We start from the raw sequence: 18,842 nt of genomic DNA on the forward strand, positions 1-18,842 counted from the left end.
CATAGCAACGTCTAATTCAGGCTTTAAAAGAACCGTAAACCAAGATTAGTGCGTAATGGAAACCGCGGTTAAGTCTTTATGCTTGTGATACATCGCGTGTTTGACTATCAGATTCGCACTCACGCTATCCATTCCTGACACTTCAACGTAAGCCCCTTTTTTACGGAACTTGAACACAACCTTATCAAGCGCCTCGACCGAGGTATTATCTAAGAATGACGCATCCGATATATCGATGGTCACTAAAGAGGTCGCGTTGTCATAATCAAATAAGTCGACAAACGCATCTGACGAAGCAAAGAAGACATGGCCTTTTACTCGGTGAATGGTGTGCATTTCGTTTGTCACGACTTCATCGGATATAAACACCATGGATTTGCTGGCATGTGCATAAAACAGAGCCGACAGCACCACGCCAACCGCCACCCCAATCGCTAAGTTATGAGTAAACACCACCACCGCCACGGTCGCTAACATGGTTACATTAGTTGGAAGTGTGTGGTCTTTAAGCTCAACAATAGAACGCCACGAGAATGTGCCGATAGAAACCATGATCATCACAGACACTAAAGCTGCCATCGGTATCAGCTTCAACCAATCAGAAACAAACACCACCATTAATAACAAAACAACCCCGGCGATCATGCTGGACAATCGGGTTAAGCCGCCTGATTTGATGTTAATGATTGACTGGCCAATCATCGCACAACCCGCCATACCACCAAAAAGGGAGGCCACTATATTGGCAACCCCCTGCCCTTTACACTCATTGTTTTTATTACTCTCAGTATCTGTCAGGTCATCGACGATGGTCGCTGTCATCAAGGATTCCAATAAGCCAACCAAAGATAGAGCAATCGAATATGGAAGGATGGTTGCAAGCGTATCGAACGTGAATGGAATATTGGGAATTAAAAACACAGGCAGTGAATCAGGAAGCTTACCCATATCGCCAATCGTTCTCACATCTAATCCGAACAACAAACTAATGACTGTCAGGGCAACAATCGCGACTAATGGAGAAGGTATTGCACGACCAAACTTGGGGAAATAAGGAAGCAGATAAATGATCGCCAAACCCAAAGCGACTAATACATAAACGCTCGAAGGGACGTTGACCAATTCAGGGAGCTGGGCCATGAAGATTAGGATGGCGAGCGCGTTAACAAATCCAGTAATCACCGATTTGGAAACAAAGTTCATCAGGTTACCGAGCTTGAGATATCCCGCCGCGATTTGAATAACGCCTGCAAGAAATGAAGCAGCAAGCAAGTACTCCAATCCGTGCTCTCTCACTAAGGTGACCATTAACAACGCCATTGCGCCTGTTGCTCCGGAAATCATTCCCGGACGACTGCCAACCAAAGCAGTGACGACACAAATACAGAACGAGGCATAGAGCCCTACTTTAGGGTCAACGCCTGCAATAATTGAAAATGCGATGGCTTCAGGGATCAATGCGAGTGCAACCACAATCCCAGATAATGAATCTCCTTTAACGTTTGATAACCAGTGTTTTTTTAAATAATTAAGCATGTAATTCTCTTTTACTTGTACAGCCAGTCCTGCCTTGTTGAGACATAATTTGATCGACTGTTTTTCTTGAATGAGCGAGCGCTCGAAAAGTGCGGGTGTAGAGAGAATGCAGGGGTTAAGGCGGCGTAATTAACACGTAGATATTAAACTCCTCTTGTACTTTAGTGGGAAATTAAGAAGGTGATCAAGTCCAAAATGACTGAATCCGCGCCAATATAGAGTGAGTCTCAACACAATCACACTCCCATTATTGAAAACAAAGGTTTCGATTACGCCATGCTCGTTCAGCAGCTCACATAGGGTGAAAGGTAAGGCTGACGCTAAGATCGAACAAAAAACACACCCTCAAACCTATTTATCGTCAGTAGACACAATATTTCTTTCACCAAGCAAGAATAAAGGTTGAAGCTGTCGGTATGACAGGTAATATGTCCAATCGATTTAAAAAGTTTATACGACTTAATGTTTCGGCTAATTATTGTGCAAATGTATGTTTATTTGCAGCAATGCCAGATACTTTGAGTTGAATTTGTCCCTCAATGGAGAATGAAATCAACATGACTTACGCGCCTGTAACAGACGTACTTGGCGGCAAGCTAGCGGTAGACAGTGAAGTAACTGTTCGCGGCTGGATCCGTTCACGTCGTGATTCCAAAGCTGGAATCTCTTTCCTTGCCATTTATGACGGCTCTTGTTTCGACCCGATTCAGGCCGTGGTTCCTAATAATCTTAATAATTACGAAAACGAAGTATTAAAGCTAACAACTGGCTGCTCTGTTGAAGTAACGGGTAAGATTGTTGAGTCTCCTGCGAAAGGTCAAGACTTCGAACTAGCAGCAACTGACGTTAAAGTTGTAGGCTGGGTTGAAGACGCTGACACTTACCCAATGGCTAAGACACGTCACTCTATCGAATACCTTCGTGAAGTTGCTCACCTACGTCCACGTACAAACGTGATTGGCGCAGTAGCACGTGTACGTAACTGTCTATCTCAAGCGATTCACCGTTTCTACCACGAGCAAGGCTTCTTCTGGACTTCTGCTCCGCTTATCACTGCATCTGATGCAGAAGGCGCTGGTGAAATGTTCCGTGTTTCTACGCTAGACATGGAAAACCTACCACGCACTGAAAAAGGCGACGTAGACTTCAACGAAGATTTTTTCGGTAAAGAGACGTTCCTAACAGTATCTGGCCAACTTAATGCTGAAGCTTATGCTTGTGCACTAAGCAAGGTTTACACGTTCGGTCCTACGTTCCGTGCTGAAAACTCAAACACAAGCCGCCACCTAGCTGAGTTCTGGATGGTTGAGCCTGAAGTTGCGTTTGCAGACCTTAACGATGTAGCGAAACTGGCTGAAGACATGCTTAAGTACGTTTTCGCTGCTGTTCTTGAAGAGCGCCGCGATGACCTTGAGTTCTTCGCTTCTCGCATCGACAAGCAAGCAATTACTCGTCTAGAGCAATTCGTAGACGCTGATTTCGCACAAGTTGACTACACTGACGCAATCCAAATCCTACTAGACTCTGGTAAGAAATTTGAGTTTGACGTTGAGTGGGGCATCGACATGTCTTCTGAGCATGAGCGTTACCTAGCTGAAGAGCACTTCAAAGCACCTGTTATTGTTAAGAACTACCCGAAAGACATCAAAGCTTTCTACATGCGCTTAAACGACGACGGCAAAACAGTTGCAGCAATGGACGTACTTGCACCAGGCATCGGTGAAATCATCGGTGGTGCACAACGTGAAGAGCGTCTAGACATTCTAGACGAGCGTATGATTGCTATGGGTATCGACCCTGAGCACATGAGCTGGTACCGCGACCTACGTAAATACGGTACAGTGCCACACGCTGGTTTCGGTCTTGGTTTCGAGCGTCTAGTATCTTACGTAACAGGTATGGGTAACGTTCGTGACGTGATTCCATTCCCACGTACACCACGCTCTGCAAACTTCTAATTCGAAACCTATTCGATATTAAAAGTTAAGAACAAACAAAAACCTCCGCACTTGCGGAGGTTTTTTTATGTTCGGAATAAAACGAGTCCAGATGCTTCTGCGTGCCACTATCTGAGACTCATTATTTCAAAAGCTAATCCACATCTTGGTCGATAGCGTATTTTATTGCAAGACCGCAAATTGCCATCATAACGAATGGGATCGCGGCAGTGGTGTATTCCGCCCACGCCATATCAGCGAATGCTTTTGCCAGCAGTACGTGGCCGAGAATAAGCAGAAGCGCACACACAATAGCGACAATAATCAGCTTAACTTCATTTCCCATAGTCATTTTCAACATAACGGTATCTCCAATATTTGGTCTACCGTTATTGAATCACAACTCTTTGGTCAATTAGGCGTACAGTTACCCCACAAACAACCCGTACAGTTGGAATGATTGTCTTTTTTATGAGGGACTTAAGGTTTTACGAGTGCGTAAGTTGATGTGCCAGTTTGCCAAGCCAGATGAGCGCCTGTTCTTTCTCTTCTGTCAGTTCATAAGAGAAGTTCAATCGTATCGCGTTATCCACTCTGCCATGCTCACTAAACAGATCGCCAGATGCAACGCTAATACCTTGTTCGATAGCCAGTTGATGAAACTGTTGGCTGTCGAATTTTTCAGAAAAGCGAATCCATATCAAGTAACCACCAGCCGGCTCTTCAATCTCGATTGAATGCGGAAAGTACTGCTTAATGACATCGATAAATCGCTCTTTCCTGACGACAAGGTTTTTACGCAGTTTACGAAGGTGATTGTCGTAGCTTTCATGCGTTAAGAAATGAGCGACACCAAGTTGAACAGGAGCGCTACTCGATAACGTAGAAAGAAGCTGTAACTTTTGAATCGCGTCGTTAAAACGCGTGTTCACAACCCACCCTACTCGATAACCAGGACACAAACTTTTTGAATACGACCCACAAAGCAAGACGGAATCGGTCTTATCGAAGGCCTTTAGTGGCTTCGGCTTATGCCCTTCGTAATAAAGATCGCCATACACGTCATCTTCAATAATGTAGGTTCCATGCTGTTCTGCAATCTCTACCACACGGCGCTTTGCCTGTTCCGACAAACTGGTTCCCGTTGGGTTTTGAAAAGTCGTCATCAGCCAACACGCTTTAACATCTTGGTTTTGTAGCGCGTTTTCAAACTGCTCTATATTCAACCCATTGATTGGGCAAACGTCCACTTCGATAGGGTTAAGCCCGAGCCTCTCGACAGCCTGCAGAGCACCATAGAAGGCGGGAGACTCAATCACGACGTTGTCACCCGACTTGGTGACCGTTTGCAGGCTCAAGTTGAGCGCTTCCATAGCACCCGACGTAATCACGATGTCTTGATGATTAACCGTAATCCCTTGCTGCAGATAACGCTGTGCGATTTGCCTTCTCAAGGACTCACTGCCCGGTGGTAAATTATTTATCACACTCGCGCCAGTCATCTTCCTACCCGCGCTGGCAAGGTTTCGAGTCAAGGTAGGTAACGGGAAAAGGTCGGGATCTGGGAATGCAGAGCCGAAAGGAATCACACCTTCGGCTGAACTCGACTTCAAGAAATCAAATAAGCGGTCATTAATGGCTTTCTTTTCACTAACGAGTGGCTGTGCGTAGTCAACGCCGTCCAGCCTTGGCGCTACAAAGTAGCCCGACTGAGGTTTAGCGATGATCCACCCTTCGCTTTCTAGCAACTGGTAGGCTTGTAAGACAGTACTATTGCTGACGTTGTAATTTCGACAACTCATGCGTACCGAAGGGATCTTCTCTCCGGATCGCCACGTATTGTTGGCTATCTGAGTTCGAATATCCTTTGCAAGCTCTTCATAACGCGCCATCTAATTGTACTACCTAGAGAAATTCTGTGAGCCGGTGATTTTATCACTTACGCCAACAACTATTGCTGCTATCCATATGATCGCACCTAATTTCCACAATAGTGTGAATTGGTTCACAGATAACTTTGTAAGCTTTGCTAAGTTTGTACCCAAGGTAGGAGCTAAGTTGGCTTTCTACCTCAATAATTTGATGTAACCCAAAAACATGCGAGATAACAATGAAAAAAATAGAAGCAGACCAATTAAGTTATAAAGGAGAGTCAAACGGTGTTCACAGTTGGACAACACCGAGCGGTCAGCCATATTACTGGCACCCAGATTGGCTCCATATTGCTGAAGATGCGACAGGCTCACATCCAAAGCAAAAGATCGATGTCGAACAAGACCAAGCACCAACGGAAAAACACGCGGTGTCTGCTATTCTGAAACACATCAACCAATGGGCTGCAGACAAACTAGCGTCTCACCCTGAGATTGAAACCGGCTCAATCGAAGCTGAAATCAATCTCAAAAAGTAACGGGGTAAAGTAGATAGCAAACTCAATCACTCGCGATTCTAACCAGTACACAGACTGAATAGCCTCGAACCTCGACCGAGGCTATTCAAGTATCTTCATAAAAATGCTGCAATAACCCCCACCTAGCTAACAAATCTCTAACACAAACCAGTTTCTTGTATCAATCCACGAAAGCTATCGATAGAATTTCCGGTCTTATTCACGTCACTTATGCTAATCATTCGCAATTCTAAAGTCGTGAATCAATGAATGCGTAAATCTAATAAGAATGAGAACAAAGGCTTACCGATGGATACTTCAAATTACAATCAATCGCTAACGACTAAGTTATACGTCATTGCTGGCGTGCTGTTTGGCACCTATGGCAGTCGGGTGTGCCCTATGCTCGATAGCTTAACGACGTTAGAGATTTTCACACAAGTCAGTATTGTGTTTATCTTATTATGGCTCGCACGTCGTTACCCATTGGCGCAACATACCTTGGTCAAGCAAGGCCGATTCGCGCAACTCGATACCCTGCTATTTTTTGCTGCAAGTGTGCCTTTCGCGCTCTACTACAACTTAAGCTATGAATTCACCATAGATAGTAATTTGAAGGTGCTGTTTGGCATGAGTCTATTCGGCTTCTTTACCGGAACCATTCTTCAATTGAATGCCAAGCTCAGCCAAATGGATAAAATGGAGACGACTGGACAATTCGACTTCCAACTGGTTGGTGAAAGAAGTTCACTGGTCAAGCAGATGATAGGCTTGGTTATCGTGCTTCTGGTAACACTGACGACTATGTTGACGATGATTGCTGTCAAAGACATCTTCTGGTTAGAACATAACCCTGACCGCTTATTGGATGGCACCGGCAAGATCAGCGTGATCAAAGAGTTTATTTATTTGGCTGTGGTACTGGGTGGCTACGCGATAACCATCATGACGCTTTGGAGCAAGCTAATTAAGCGTATTCTCCTAAGCCAAGAGCACGCATTAAACAAAGTCACCAATGGCGAGCAAGGCGTTCGCTTACCTATTTTCGGCTACAACGAGCTTGGCTCAATGGCATCTATGACCAATACCATGCTTGATAGCCTTGAAACCGCGCAAAACGAAGTCAAAACCACACGTGACGTGGCCATTGTGAGCTTATCGGCATTGGCTGAATCTCGAGACAATGAAACGGGCGCACATATCCTAAGAACTCAAGAGTACGTCAAGGTGCTCGCACAAGAGCTCAGCAAATCAGAAACCCACTCAAGCTTGTTAACACCAAACTACATCGAGTTGCTCTACAAATCTGCGCCTTTGCACGACGTGGGCAAAGTAGGTGTTCCTGATAGTGTGTTATTGAAGCCGGGCAAATTGACGGACGAAGAGTTTGAGATAATGAAAGGTCACCCCGCGATTGGGGCTGAAGCGTTATCTATTGCAGAAAAGCAGTTGGGAAGTAGCTCTTTCTTAAGAGTCGCAAAGGAGATATCTCTGACTCACCACGAGAAATGGAATGGCAGTGGTTATCCTAATCAGTTGTCTGGTGAAGATATCCCGTTATCTGGCCGTTTAATGGCATTAGCTGATGTTTATGATGCGCTCATCTCGAAGCGAGTCTACAAGCCACCCTTTACTCATGAACAAGCTAAACAGATCATCTTAGAGGGCAATGGGACGCATTTTGATCCGCAAGTTGTCCAAGCTTTTCTGGTCGTCGAACAAGCGTTTGTTTCAATTGCTGCGACCTACAAAGATGGCAAAAATGTAGCGAGTGAACTCGAGCGCGAAAGCTTTATTGCTCAACCAGCGTAATCTATTCAAAATCCACTAACTTCTTGCACCCTATAGGTTAATCCGTAGGGTGTTTTGTTATCAAATATCCTCTTTAGTCAATAAATCTGATTGAAATGGATTTTTTTTGGTCTTTCTGTTCACTTCGTATTGTCTTAAAAATTCCATACAGGTATAACTACCCATAGATACTATCCCCTCTCAATTGACATGGATGAAGATTATGTTTGAAAAAGTGTTAGCTGCTCCCGCCGATCCTATCCTCGGCCTTACTGAAGAGTTTAAAAAAGACTCTCGTGCAGAGAAAATCAACCTTGGCGTTGGCATCTACAAAAATGAAGATGGTCAAACACCAGTACTTAAAACAGTAAAGAAAGCAGAAGCTGCACTTCTTGAAAACGAAAAAACCAAATCTTACCTAACGATTGAAGGTACAGCTGAATACGGTCTAGCGGTTCAGAAACTTCTTTTCGGTTCAGACGCAGAGCTCGTTGCATCTCAACGCGCTAAAACAGCACAAGCTCCAGGTGGTACAGGTGCACTTCGCGTAGCGGGTGAATTCATCAAGCGCCAACTGGGCGAAGTGAAAATCTGGATCAGTAACCCAACTTGGGCTAACCACAACGGCGTTTTCGCAGCTGCGGGTATCGAAACTGCTCAATACAGCTACTACAACGCTGAAACTAAAGACAAAGACTTCGCTGGCATGGTTGCTGACCTAGAGAAAGCTTCTGAAGGCGATATCGTTCTTCTTCACGGCTGCTGTCACAACCCAACAGGTATCGACCCAACAACTGAAGAGTGGGAAGTACTGGCTAAATTGGTTGCTGAGAAGAAACTGCTGCCTCTATTCGATTTTGCTTACCAAGGTTTTGCAAAAGGCGTTGAAGAAGATGCTGCTGGCCTACGTATTTTTGCTCAATACAACAAAGAGATCCTTGTTGCTAGCTCGTTCTCTAAGAACTTCGGCTTGTACAACGAGCGTGTTGGTGCATTCACTCTGGTTGCTGAATCAGCAGACGTAGCAACGACAGCATTCTCTCAAGTTAAGAGCATTATCCGCTCTATCTACTCTAACCCACCAGCCCACGGCAGTGCTGTCGTTACTCACATCCTTGGTGATGCTGATCTACGTGCTGAATGGGAAGCAGAAGTGGCAGAAATGCGTGACCGTATCCAAGAGATGCGTGAACTATTCGTAACGACACTGAAATCAGAAGGTGTTGATGCAGACTTCACATTCATCGAACGTCAAAACGGCATGTTCTCGTTCTCAGGTCTAAGCAAAGAGCAAGTAACTCGCCTAAAAGACGAATTCGCAATCTACATTGTTGGTTCTGGCCGTATCAGTGTTGCTGGTATGACTAAGTCAAACATGGGTCCTCTATGTAAAGGTATCGCTGCGGTTCTTTAATCGAAAAGCGAAACCTGTATTTGCAGACCACAAGCTTGCACTTACAGACCAATAGATGTGTAAAAGCCAGCAATTAAGCTGGCTTTTTTGTGTCTCCACTTTCAGGTTTAGATACTTTGTAAGTTAATACTCTAGGAAAAATTCCACACCTAGCTCGTTAGTACGTTCGCTACGAATTTTACCTTCACCATCTCGATGTTGGTATGACCCACCAATCGCAAACTTGTTGGTCACTAGATAACGTAAACCTAAGTGATAGATCTGTTCATCAAACAGGTCACTTCGATTCACTTGCACACTCCCGTTAGCTATCCAACGTTTCGCAAATCCATAGTTAAGCTCAGCTTTTACCCCTTGGATGAACTCGGTGTCTGAAGATTCAGTTCGGTTGGTGTCATTATCTTCAACCTTACCTTTCGTGATACCAAGCAGGTAGTAAGCCACTATATCTAAATCTTTCTTAATGCTGTAACGGTAACCAACACCTGGCATCAGCGTATCAATTCGAGTTGTGGTGTCATCAGGGTGAATGAAGCGTGCGCTGTAGTCTCCCAGCAGCAACCAATCATCCGTCATCGCGTAACTGACGCCTAATCCATAAGACGAGGCATTGTTATTACTGCCTGCATCTTCATTTAAACTGCCCGAATGCGCCGTGGCATAAATATGGTCGTAATCTAAAATATCCACCGCGTTAGTGTCCGCCCACAAACTTGGAGAAAACATAAAAACCGCAGATACAAAACTAAGCTTCCACTTCGACATTCCTATCATCCTTAAACTGTCACTCCATTAATTGAAAGGTTAGTCTATCCATAAGACTTTAAAAAGGTTTTAGCTCACAGATTGATTTGTGACGGCAAAATATTATCAAATGTTGTACCATGAAATCATACAAACCAATGGATGATCATTATGGATGCTGAGTTATTAGAGATTCAAAACTTTCTGGCACAATACCCCCCTTTCACAGAACTCCCTGAGGAGATGTTGGCGAAAGTGACCAGTAGCGTGGAAATTTCTTATTACCGCCAAGATACCCCTATCATTCACTTTGGTGATCAAATACATGACTTATACATCGTTCGAAGTGGCGAAGTCGAAGTCTACCGTCGTAAAGGCGAACTCTATAACCGCCTTGATGAAGGCCACTTGTTCGGGCAAATGGGTCTACTGACCAACAACAAGGTTCGTTTCCCAGTAAAAGCGACCGAAGATACTCTTCTCTACTGCATTCCTGAGCCAATTTTCCAAGAGCTCTACGACAACTACGACTCCTTTGCAGATTTCGTAGAAGTAGAAGACAACGCCCGTCTTCGCCAAGCAAACTCAAGTAATAACGATGCCAACGATCTCACGACATCCAAGGTAAAAACGCTACTGACTAGCGAAGCGCCGATGATCGAGAAGACTCGTACGATACAACAAGCCGCGACGATGATGGCCGAAGACAATGTCTCTTCCCTGCTGATCATTGATCCAGAAATCGTTGAAGATGATGAAGATGACTCAACACCCGTGATTGGCATCATCACCGACCGAGATTTATGTACTCGCGTTTTAGCTGAAGGGCTTGACCCATCGGATGAAGTCTCTAGCGTAATGACACCTGAGGTTATCTCTCTCGATCACAATGCTTACGTATACGAAGCTATGATGACCATGCTTCGCTATAACGTGCATCATTTACCAGTGCTTAAAGATAAGAAGCCGATTGGCATTATCGAAGCGACCGATATTGTTCGTTATGAGTCTCAAAACTCGCTGTTATTGGTAAGTAGTATCTTCCAGCAACAAAGTATCGAAGATCTGAAGGTGCTTTCCGAGCAAGTAAAAGACAGCTTTGTGCGCTTAGTTAACGAAGATGCCAACGCCCACATGGTGGGTACTGCAATGTCGGTAATTGGTCGTAGCTTTAAGCAGCGAATTATCGAACTGGGCGAAGAGAAATTGGGCAAGTCGCCTATTCCTTACTGTTTCCTCGCACTGGGCTCTATGGGGCGTGATGAGCAGCTGCTGGTTACCGACCAAGATAACGCAATCATTCTTGATGATACCTACGACGAGAAAAAGCACGGTAAATACTTTGAGGAGCTGTCGACCTTTATTTGTGATGGCTTAGATCAGTGTGGCTATGTGTATTGTACTGGCGATATCATGGCGACTAACCCAACGTGGCGTATGACTCGTCGACAATGGGAAGAGTGCTTTGCCGATTGGATTGATGATCCAAACCCGAAAGCACTGTTAAATGCTTCAATCTTCTTCGACTTAGATGGCGTTTATGGTCGCCTGAAATGGGCTGAGCAATTGAATAGCTTTATTGTTCGACGCGCACGTAAGAACAACCGCTTCTTGGCGTGTCTTGCACGTAATGCTCTTAACCGCACACCGCCACTCGGCTTCTTCAAAGATTTCGTGATGGAGAAAGATGGCCGCCACAACAACTCAATCAATCTTAAGCGTCGTGGTACTGCGCCACTGGCCGATTTGATTCGTGTTCACTCACTGGCGGTAGCCTCTCGTTCTAAAAACTCGTTCGAACGTTTAGATGACATTATCGACGCTGGTATTCTGCCGAAAGGCCGAGCTCAAGATTTGAAAGATGCGATGGAGTTTATCTCTCTGGTTCGTATTCGCCACCAAGCACACGATGTCGACAACAACATCGAGCCCGATAACAACATCGAGCCAGAGAACCTGTCTGACTTCGAACGACGTAACCTAAAGGATGCATTCCAAATATTAAGTAATGCACAAAACTTCCTTAAGTTCCGTTATCAAGCCAGCAACAAGTTTAAGTAGGGCCTATGAACAAACTATTCAGATCACCTGCGGTCGATTGGCCATTTAAGTTTGCTCAGAAGCTAGAACGAGCGAGAGACGAGCGCTTAAAGTACTTTTACAGCCAGCCTCTTCCTGCGCCTGATACGCCACTTTCAGAAGTGATGTTCTTGGCTGTCGACTTTGAAACGACGGGGTTAAACCCAAACAAAGACGGCATCATTACCATTGGTTTAGTGCCATTTACGCTCAATCGCATCTACTTGCGACAAGCCAAACACTGGACGCTGAGACCAAAACAGAAGTTAGAAGAAGAGTCTGTCGTGATTCATGGCATCACTCACAATGACATCATTGATGCGCCAGACCTTAGCGAAGTGTTGGGCGAGATCTTAGAATCAATGGCGGGGCATATCCCTGTGGTTCACTATCGTCGTATCGAACGTGACTTTTTGGACAATGCATTGAAAGTGCGACTCGGTGAAGGCATTGAGTTCCCAGTCCTCGACACGCTGGAGATTGAATCTCAGATCCAAAATAAACTGGCTGGCGGCTTGTGGAATAAGCTGAAAGGTAAGAAGCCAGCTTCAGTGAGACTGGGTCAGAGTCGTCGTCGATACCATCTGCCCGACTACACGCCGCATCATGCATTAACTGACGCTATTGCGACCGCTGAGCTACTCCAAGCGCAAATTGCTCATCACTTTGACTCTGAGATGCCTCTGAAGAGTTTCTGGCTCTAGCTGAGTTACGTAAGCTAAATACAAACACAAAGCCCATCAACTTTCCATTGGTGGGCTTTTTCATTTTTATCGTCTGTGTTTAAGCAACGGTTGGCCCGACTAAGCGCATTTCCCATAAGCGTTTAAACATATTATAACGTCACACCGCAGCAGTTCCGCTCTAATGGACGTCGAAAATCGTGATCGCTATTTGTCAGCGTGATTGGCATTATTACTTCCCAACCACAGACAACGTTTGGTAATAAAGACGCTTTTGCTGATACATATTCTCATCAGCGACTGAGAACAATTGCTCAACGTCTGTTGAATTACTAGAGGCTGCACCAATCGAGAATCTGACAGGAATAGAGATACCCGCTTTAGTCTCGATTGCCTGTTGCTCCTGAGCAATGTACAACTGCTCAGTCATCTTTGCGACATTGAGCGAACTCGACTCACCAGACGTTAAGGTAAGCACCGCAAATTCATCTCCACCCAAACGGTATAGGTTACTGGCAGGTGTCAATTCGTGGCTGATTACGTCTACGCAGCGCTGTATCAGCTCATCCCCGATCTCATGCCCATGAACATCATTGGTCGTTTTCAAGCCATTGATATCAATAATGATCAAAGAAATCTGATTTTGATTGTCGTTAATGCTGCGTTTACTGAATTCGAGATCTTCATTAAAAGCTTTACGATTCAAACAGCCAGTCGGCATGTTAATCCGTGTAATATTTTCGAGCTCTAGCCAACCAGCTAACTGTTTTTGGTACATGTCAAAAATCAGAAGATCTTCTTCACTGAGGACATCAAATGAACTTGAACAAAAATACCCGATCGCCGTCCCCTGTGAGTCACAGAGTATCAGGTCAGCCTCGCCAGTCCGGTTAAAATGAAACTGAATCGAATGTTGAACAAGTAATGTCTTTAACTCTTGATCGACCATTTGAGGAATCAACCGATATTCAGCCGCGTGTCTTGATGATGCAAACTGAACGATCTTCAAAAGACGATGCTTCTGGGATTCTTCACGCGCGAGCGAATACGTTAACTTGCTGGTTTTCTCTTCAACTAAGTCCTCTAGCAGAACATTAAACCTTTCGAGTTTATCGTTGCTTTCGGTCAGTTCACGGACTTGGCATTGTATACGACCCCACATGGTTTCCAATAAACGACTCAGCGTGACGAACTCTGTAAAACGATGTTCATCCACACTATGAGTCGGTGACTGGTTATGCGAATACGACGTAACAGATTCAGCCAACAAGTTTAACTGCCCTGAGAACCAGCGGCTTAGGAACAGAGCAAACACAATCGAGATGGCAAGTGTCGCCACCAATATTCTGACAAAGACCACCTGAGCTTGTTGCATCTCTAATAAACGCTCACTGTCGGAAATATGATGTTTGACGTTCAGTACCAATTTGTCGGTAAAGAATGTGCTGTCGATAGAGATAATGTTCGCACTTTGTTCAGAAGATTGAGCATCCGTTGAATCAATATAGTTAAACTCAACCGACTCATTTTGATAAAGGAAAGGCGTCACTTTAGTCTTAAGTCTGTCATACCCCATAAGAACCACAAGATAACCCTGCGGCGTGTATGTAGAACCTTCTATCAAACGATAAGGTAAAATCGGCGCGACAAAAGCGATACCTGCAGCGGCATTATCCGCCACTTCAGTTTCGGTAAACTCGGTGTGGAACAATTTCCCTTGCCCATAAACCGATTGAGGACGCTTCAAGCTTTCTAATAACTGGCTCTGCTCAAAATGGTACAAGCTGCCTTTGCTGTCATAAATGGGCTTCCAGTTTTGGTCCAGAATATAAGTCGCGGACACACTCTCCGCTAGCGCATTGAAGCTATCCATCTTGTCCCAAACAACACTCGAGAAAAAGATATTACCACCCGCTTTAATCAATGATCGGTCATGCGAATACCATTGAGTTAGGCTCGCCGTCAGCTTAATTTGCTCTTGTACGGTTTGACGAATACCGGTCGTAGAGTTGTCCAGCTTGGTTTCTTTTTGCTCTAAAGAACTTTGGTTTTGTTTATTGAGAATCAACTGTCCCGCTAGGTAAACAGGAAGCATTGAGCAAGCCAGCAACACCAAGCCCATGGTGTATTTTAATGATAGCTTCAATCTCTTACCCTCATATTCGCCGAGTAATATTGAACAAAATCATTGTAAAATTTATGCAGTTCACTCTTTGGCATCCCTGACTTGTAACGCTGATACGCCCGAGCCGATGCCTCCCAAACGATCGCCATCTTGTAGTCACTCGACATCATTTGCGATGCTTGAAACTCATCGTACATATTTGAAAGTGTCTGGTTACCTTCCTCAACACGGCGTTGATTAACCTCATAAAACGGCGAAACCATGGCACTCGAGTGAGCTAAAGAGGTGAAACTGTTTGATTGCAGGTATTGAACGACTTCTTTCAAAGCCAATTTCTTATCTGGGTTTTGCATGCCTTTTTCCGTGACAGCAAAAACCTTTGCGCCACTAAATGAAGACATACTTTCACCACGATAGGTCGGCAACGAATTGATGTACAAATCTCGACCAAAGGCGGCATCGAGTTCGCTGAACGCCCAATCACCGTCAATCAAAAACTCGACTTCCCCATTGATGAACCTCTGCCTCGCGCAAATATCGCTGCACGATGATTCGATGACTTTTTTCTGCTGCAACATGTCGATGAAATCAAAGATAGCAACTAACCCTTCACCATTAACATTCTTCGACGATAATAAGTCTTCAGAAAAAAGCTGATAGAAAGCTAGATAGAAGTACATGTTTGGATTGGGAAAAAGCACGCTCACTTGATCGGACTGAGCAGAGCGTTCAATTAGGCTCTCCCATGTCACGACTTGCGCTTGAGGCTTGCTCGAATACAGAACGACTTGGTTTCCAATACCAACCGGTAACGCCTTAAGCTCACCGTTGATGACCACTGCATCGAGCGCTTTTTTCTCATAGCGTTGGGGATCGACCCAAGCATCAGGAAGCGTCGCTAAATCGATATATTCAGTTAGACCTAAGAAGTCAGAAGGAACCCAGATGGCGTCGGGAAAGGTATTGTCTCTAGGATCAGCAACAAGCAGTTCAGAACGAATACTGTTGACGTCAAACGAACGAATTTCTACACGATGATCAGTCATCGCTTCGATATGTTCTTTTACATAATCGGCCGTTTCATAATTAATACCAGCCCATATTTCAAGTGTGGACGAACAAGCAACGGCCGGAAATAGCATCGCAAATAGACTCAATAACCTCACACTTGGTTCCTTGTGGTAAAAATTAGACGTTGGATTTTAATCGCCCATCAATAAACCGGGCGATGCGGCTTATCGCTCACTGCTCATGATTAGAGACCTAGCTTTGGGCGACACGTTATATAGTAAAAAGTGCCTAAATAACAGTTGATACTCTCGCTTTAAGAGAAAGGTCTGCTCATTCTGATACATCCGTCATATCTCTGGATGACTGTTCTTACAATAAATCAACATACCATACCCTTTATTATTAACGACAAAAAAAATGCCGCAAAAGCGGCATCTATCTCGTTCGGTGCATTCGACACAATAAAAATCAAATAAGCAATTTATCAGTCAAAGCCCTATCATCGATTAAGCGTATTTCTCTTCGAAATCTTTCATGAAGCTAACCAGCGCTTGAACGCCTTCCAGAGACATTGCGTTGTAAAGTGAAGCTCTCATTCCACCTACTGCTCTATGCCCTTTCAGTGATTTCAGACCTGCAGCATCAGCCAATTCTAGGAACTTGCCATCTAACTCAGGTTTCGCCAGTTGGAACGGCACGTTCATTCTAGAACGGTTTGCAGTGTGAACATCGTTTTTGTAGAAAGCTGAGCTATCGATTGCATCGTAAAGCAGCGCTGCTTTCTCTTTGTTCACCAACTCCATCGCTTCAACGCCACCTTGAGCTTTCAGCCACTTGAACACAAGGCCTGATAGGTACCAAGCGTACGTTGGTGGTGTGTTGAACATTGAGTCTTTTTCAGCAAGTACTTTGTAGTTCAGAATACTCGGCAACACGTCGTTTGCGAGTTCGAGTAGATCATCACGTACGATTGCAATGCAGATACCCGCAGGGCCGATATTCTTTTGCGCGCCCGCGTAGATAACACCGTACTGAGACACATCAATCTTACGAGACAGAATGTTAGATGACATATCCGCTACGATTGGCTTATCCGTTTGAGGAAGCTCGCTGATTTCAATACCATCGATGGTTTCATTCGGACAGAAATGTACATACGCAGCTTCCGGGTCAATTTTCCAATCTTTAGCTGGAACAACCGCTGCTTTACCATCAATTGACGTCTTCGCGTTGAATACATCGATTTCGCAATATTTGCTCGCTTCAGTCACTGCACTTTCTGCCCAGTAACCCGCATCAATGTAAGTCGCTTTCGTCGCATCACCTAAAAGGTTTAGAGGAACAGCAGCGAATTGAGCACGAGCGCCCCCCTGACAGAAAAGAACTTTGTAGTTGTCTGGGATGTTCAGAAGATCACGTAGGTCCTGTTCGGACTCGTCAGCAACTTGAATAAATTCCTTGCTGCGATGGCTGATTTCCATCACGGAAGTCCCTAAACCATTCCAATCAATAAAGTCCGCTTGCGCTTGTTTCATTACCGGTTTAGGCAGTGCAGCTGGGCCAGCACTGAAGTTGAATACGTTATCTAATGTAAGTTCCATGGGGATGATTGCTCCTGCTAAATAATAACTATGCAAGTAATACCATGTTTTACCCAACATAAAAACAACAAAAGAGGTCTTAAGACCTCTTTTGTTTTGTACCGTATAAAATGTTTAAGCTTAACCTGCTAAATCACCCTATCAGTATTCACGCCTGCTCTGTTTATTGAACCAAAACCGGCATAAGTAGAGCGATTAATGGAATTTCTTGTCCATTTTCGAACACTAGGTTTCCATTTTCTAAGTCAGCGCTGATTTCATAACCACTGTCTGTTTCCTTGATCATTTCCATCACAAGCAATTCATCGATACCTTCACGGATGAATGGATACTCTTCAACAAGTTCATTTGAGAAGCTAGAGTGAACGTTGCCCGTTAATGCAGGCATGATCATCGAAGGGTTGCTGCTGATGTTTTCGGTCCCTTCCGGCACGCTCACCAACCACTTAGATTCGAACTGTCCCTTACCTAACTCTAACGACATGTTGTTCATTGAAAGGTCGAAACCTTTAGCAAACAGGATATCGATAAATGGAATGATCTCTGCAACGTCTTCTTGCGTCATCACAGGATTAGATTGGTAAATCTCAAAGATTTTCTCAAACGACTCGCTATCCAACTTCGACATTTCAAAATCGACGTTTAGGTTGTTCAACTGGCCTTCACTGGTCTCGATGTTTGCGATATCCAGCTTGAGGTTGCTGCGCAGACGCTTAGTTGCTTCATCTAGATGTGATTCAAAATCGTACTTAGAATTTTCAATGGTCATGAAAGGCTGCATTGCAGAATCTGAAACCAAGAAGCTATCGATAGTAAAATTCTGAGTACCTAACCAGTAGCCTTTCGCTTGTTGGCCTGAACCCACACCTTTCAGATTAGACAGCGTTACCTCTTCACCGGTTTCAAAATCAATTTGAACTGAAGGGATTGAAAGCTCGTAATCAACTTGGCCTAAAACAGTCGCATGGCCAGAAAGATTCGATTTAGTGATCGAGACCGAAGTCCCATTCTCATCAGAACCTTGGTGATTGAACTGGCTTAACTCAAAGTTAAAGTCAGTGTTGCCGTTTAGCTCAGTACTAGTGGTCAGAGTTAAAGGCAGAATATCGGTATTCTCAAACGTCGACAGTGCATTTAGACTCACCAAACCATGGCTAACCGCACTATTTATGACAAACTCACTCGGCAACCCATCAATCGCAAGTTGCTCTTTCAGGTTTTCATCCGTCACAGTTAAACGAGTGGTTACGTTGGAAGACAAGTAACCTCTATCGTATTCCACGATCTCAGCTTGAATGCTTGAATTGTTAAGCTTTGCAACACCGTCAGTAATAGCATTTTGTCCAATTTGGCCAACCGCTAAAGGCCAACATAGTGCCAATGAGATTGCTCCGCCAATTGCACCAATTTTTCTTAACTGTTCCATGAGTTCTCTTTCTACACGTGTCTGTTTTTTTTAGTCTACCCCATCAGTAGCAAACAAGAAACATTGAGTTAAATCAGTCTATTGCTCGATACTTCGATTGCCTCAA

The 18,842-nt window shown here is 44.4% G+C and carries 14 protein-coding genes; 6 read left to right on the forward strand and 8 right to left on the reverse strand.

Annotated elements, in window-relative coordinates; translation table 11 throughout:
* Positions 1-45 precede the first annotated feature (45 nt).
* Positions 46-1,536: a SulP family inorganic anion transporter gene (locus tag AB4384_RS21410; protein ID WP_055318577.1), complete on the reverse strand. Its 1,491-nt coding sequence runs from the start codon at positions 1,534-1,536 to the stop codon at positions 46-48.
* 557 nt (positions 1,537-2,093) lie between these two features.
* Between AB4384_RS21410 and asnS the strand changes: the two genes are divergently transcribed.
* Positions 2,094-3,494 (forward strand): asparagine--tRNA ligase, encoded by a 1,401-nt coding sequence (asnS, locus tag AB4384_RS21415; RefSeq protein WP_017060416.1) that lies wholly within the window; start codon positions 2,094-2,096, stop codon positions 3,492-3,494.
* Between the two features lie 133 nt (positions 3,495-3,627).
* On the opposite strand, the gene AB4384_RS21420 is transcribed toward asnS, so the two are convergent.
* Both AB4384_RS21420 and AB4384_RS21425 read right to left on the reverse strand, forming a co-directional pair.
* Positions 3,628-3,834, reverse strand: coding sequence for a hypothetical protein (locus AB4384_RS21420; RefSeq protein ID WP_004734707.1), 207 nt, complete (start codon positions 3,832-3,834; stop codon positions 3,628-3,630).
* A gap of 127 nt (positions 3,835-3,961) precedes the next feature.
* A complete protein-coding gene (locus tag AB4384_RS21425; RefSeq protein ID WP_017065418.1) occupies positions 3,962-5,365 on the reverse strand; it encodes a PLP-dependent aminotransferase family protein in 1,404 nt (467 codons plus the stop codon).
* A gap of 218 nt (positions 5,366-5,583) precedes the next feature.
* Here AB4384_RS21425 and AB4384_RS21430 point away from each other — a divergent pair, with 218 nt between their 5' ends.
* From AB4384_RS21430 to AB4384_RS21440, 3 genes are all read left to right on the forward strand, one after another.
* Positions 5,584-5,883, forward strand: coding sequence for a hypothetical protein (locus AB4384_RS21430; RefSeq protein ID WP_017060414.1), 300 nt, complete (start codon positions 5,584-5,586; stop codon positions 5,881-5,883).
* Between the two features lie 249 nt (positions 5,884-6,132).
* Positions 6,133-7,674, forward strand: a complete 1,542-nt coding sequence (locus AB4384_RS21435) for an HD-GYP domain-containing protein (RefSeq protein ID WP_136974827.1) — start codon at positions 6,133-6,135, stop codon at positions 7,672-7,674.
* A 202-nt stretch (positions 7,675-7,876) separates the two neighbouring features.
* Positions 7,877-9,067, forward strand: a complete 1,191-nt coding sequence (locus AB4384_RS21440) for an amino acid aminotransferase (RefSeq protein WP_372130085.1) — start codon at positions 7,877-7,879, stop codon at positions 9,065-9,067.
* A 123-nt stretch (positions 9,068-9,190) separates the two neighbouring features.
* On the opposite strand, the gene AB4384_RS21445 is transcribed toward AB4384_RS21440, so the two are convergent.
* Positions 9,191-9,832 (reverse strand): outer membrane beta-barrel protein, encoded by a 642-nt coding sequence (locus AB4384_RS21445; protein WP_102333202.1) that lies wholly within the window; start codon positions 9,830-9,832, stop codon positions 9,191-9,193.
* Positions 9,833-9,982: 150 nt separating this feature from the next.
* Between AB4384_RS21445 and AB4384_RS21450 the strand changes: the two genes are divergently transcribed.
* Entirely contained in the window at positions 9,983-11,872 is a 1,890-nt protein-coding gene (locus AB4384_RS21450; RefSeq protein WP_017066062.1) for a DUF294 nucleotidyltransferase-like domain-containing protein, read from the forward strand.
* 5 nt (positions 11,873-11,877) lie between these two features.
* Positions 11,878-12,594, forward strand: coding sequence for a 3'-5' exonuclease (locus tag AB4384_RS21455; RefSeq protein ID WP_372052352.1), 717 nt, complete (start codon positions 11,878-11,880; stop codon positions 12,592-12,594).
* A 211-nt stretch (positions 12,595-12,805) separates the two neighbouring features.
* On the opposite strand, the gene AB4384_RS21460 is transcribed toward AB4384_RS21455, so the two are convergent.
* The 4 genes from AB4384_RS21460 to AB4384_RS21475 form a co-directional block, all read right to left on the reverse strand.
* The gene (locus AB4384_RS21460; protein WP_371725326.1) at positions 12,806-14,695 is read right to left on the reverse strand and encodes a diguanylate cyclase; all 1,890 of its coding nucleotides are present in this window, start codon (positions 14,693-14,695) and stop codon (positions 12,806-12,808) included.
* A gap of 20 nt (positions 14,696-14,715) precedes the next feature.
* Positions 14,716-15,864, reverse strand: a complete 1,149-nt coding sequence (locus tag AB4384_RS21465) for an extracellular solute-binding protein (protein WP_372130086.1) — start codon at positions 15,862-15,864, stop codon at positions 14,716-14,718.
* 351 nt (positions 15,865-16,215) lie between these two features.
* Positions 16,216-17,310: a 3-phosphoserine/phosphohydroxythreonine transaminase gene (serC, locus tag AB4384_RS21470; RefSeq protein WP_017065411.1), complete on the reverse strand. Its 1,095-nt coding sequence runs from the start codon at positions 17,308-17,310 to the stop codon at positions 16,216-16,218.
* A gap of 163 nt (positions 17,311-17,473) precedes the next feature.
* Positions 17,474-18,736: a DUF945 family protein gene (locus AB4384_RS21475; protein WP_017068763.1), complete on the reverse strand. Its 1,263-nt coding sequence runs from the start codon at positions 18,734-18,736 to the stop codon at positions 17,474-17,476.
* Positions 18,737-18,842 lie beyond the last annotated feature (106 nt).

This window comes from Vibrio sp. 10N.261.51.A4 (assembly GCF_041471945.1).
Taxonomy (GTDB): Bacteria; Pseudomonadota; Gammaproteobacteria; order Enterobacterales; family Vibrionaceae; genus Vibrio; species Vibrio crassostreae_C.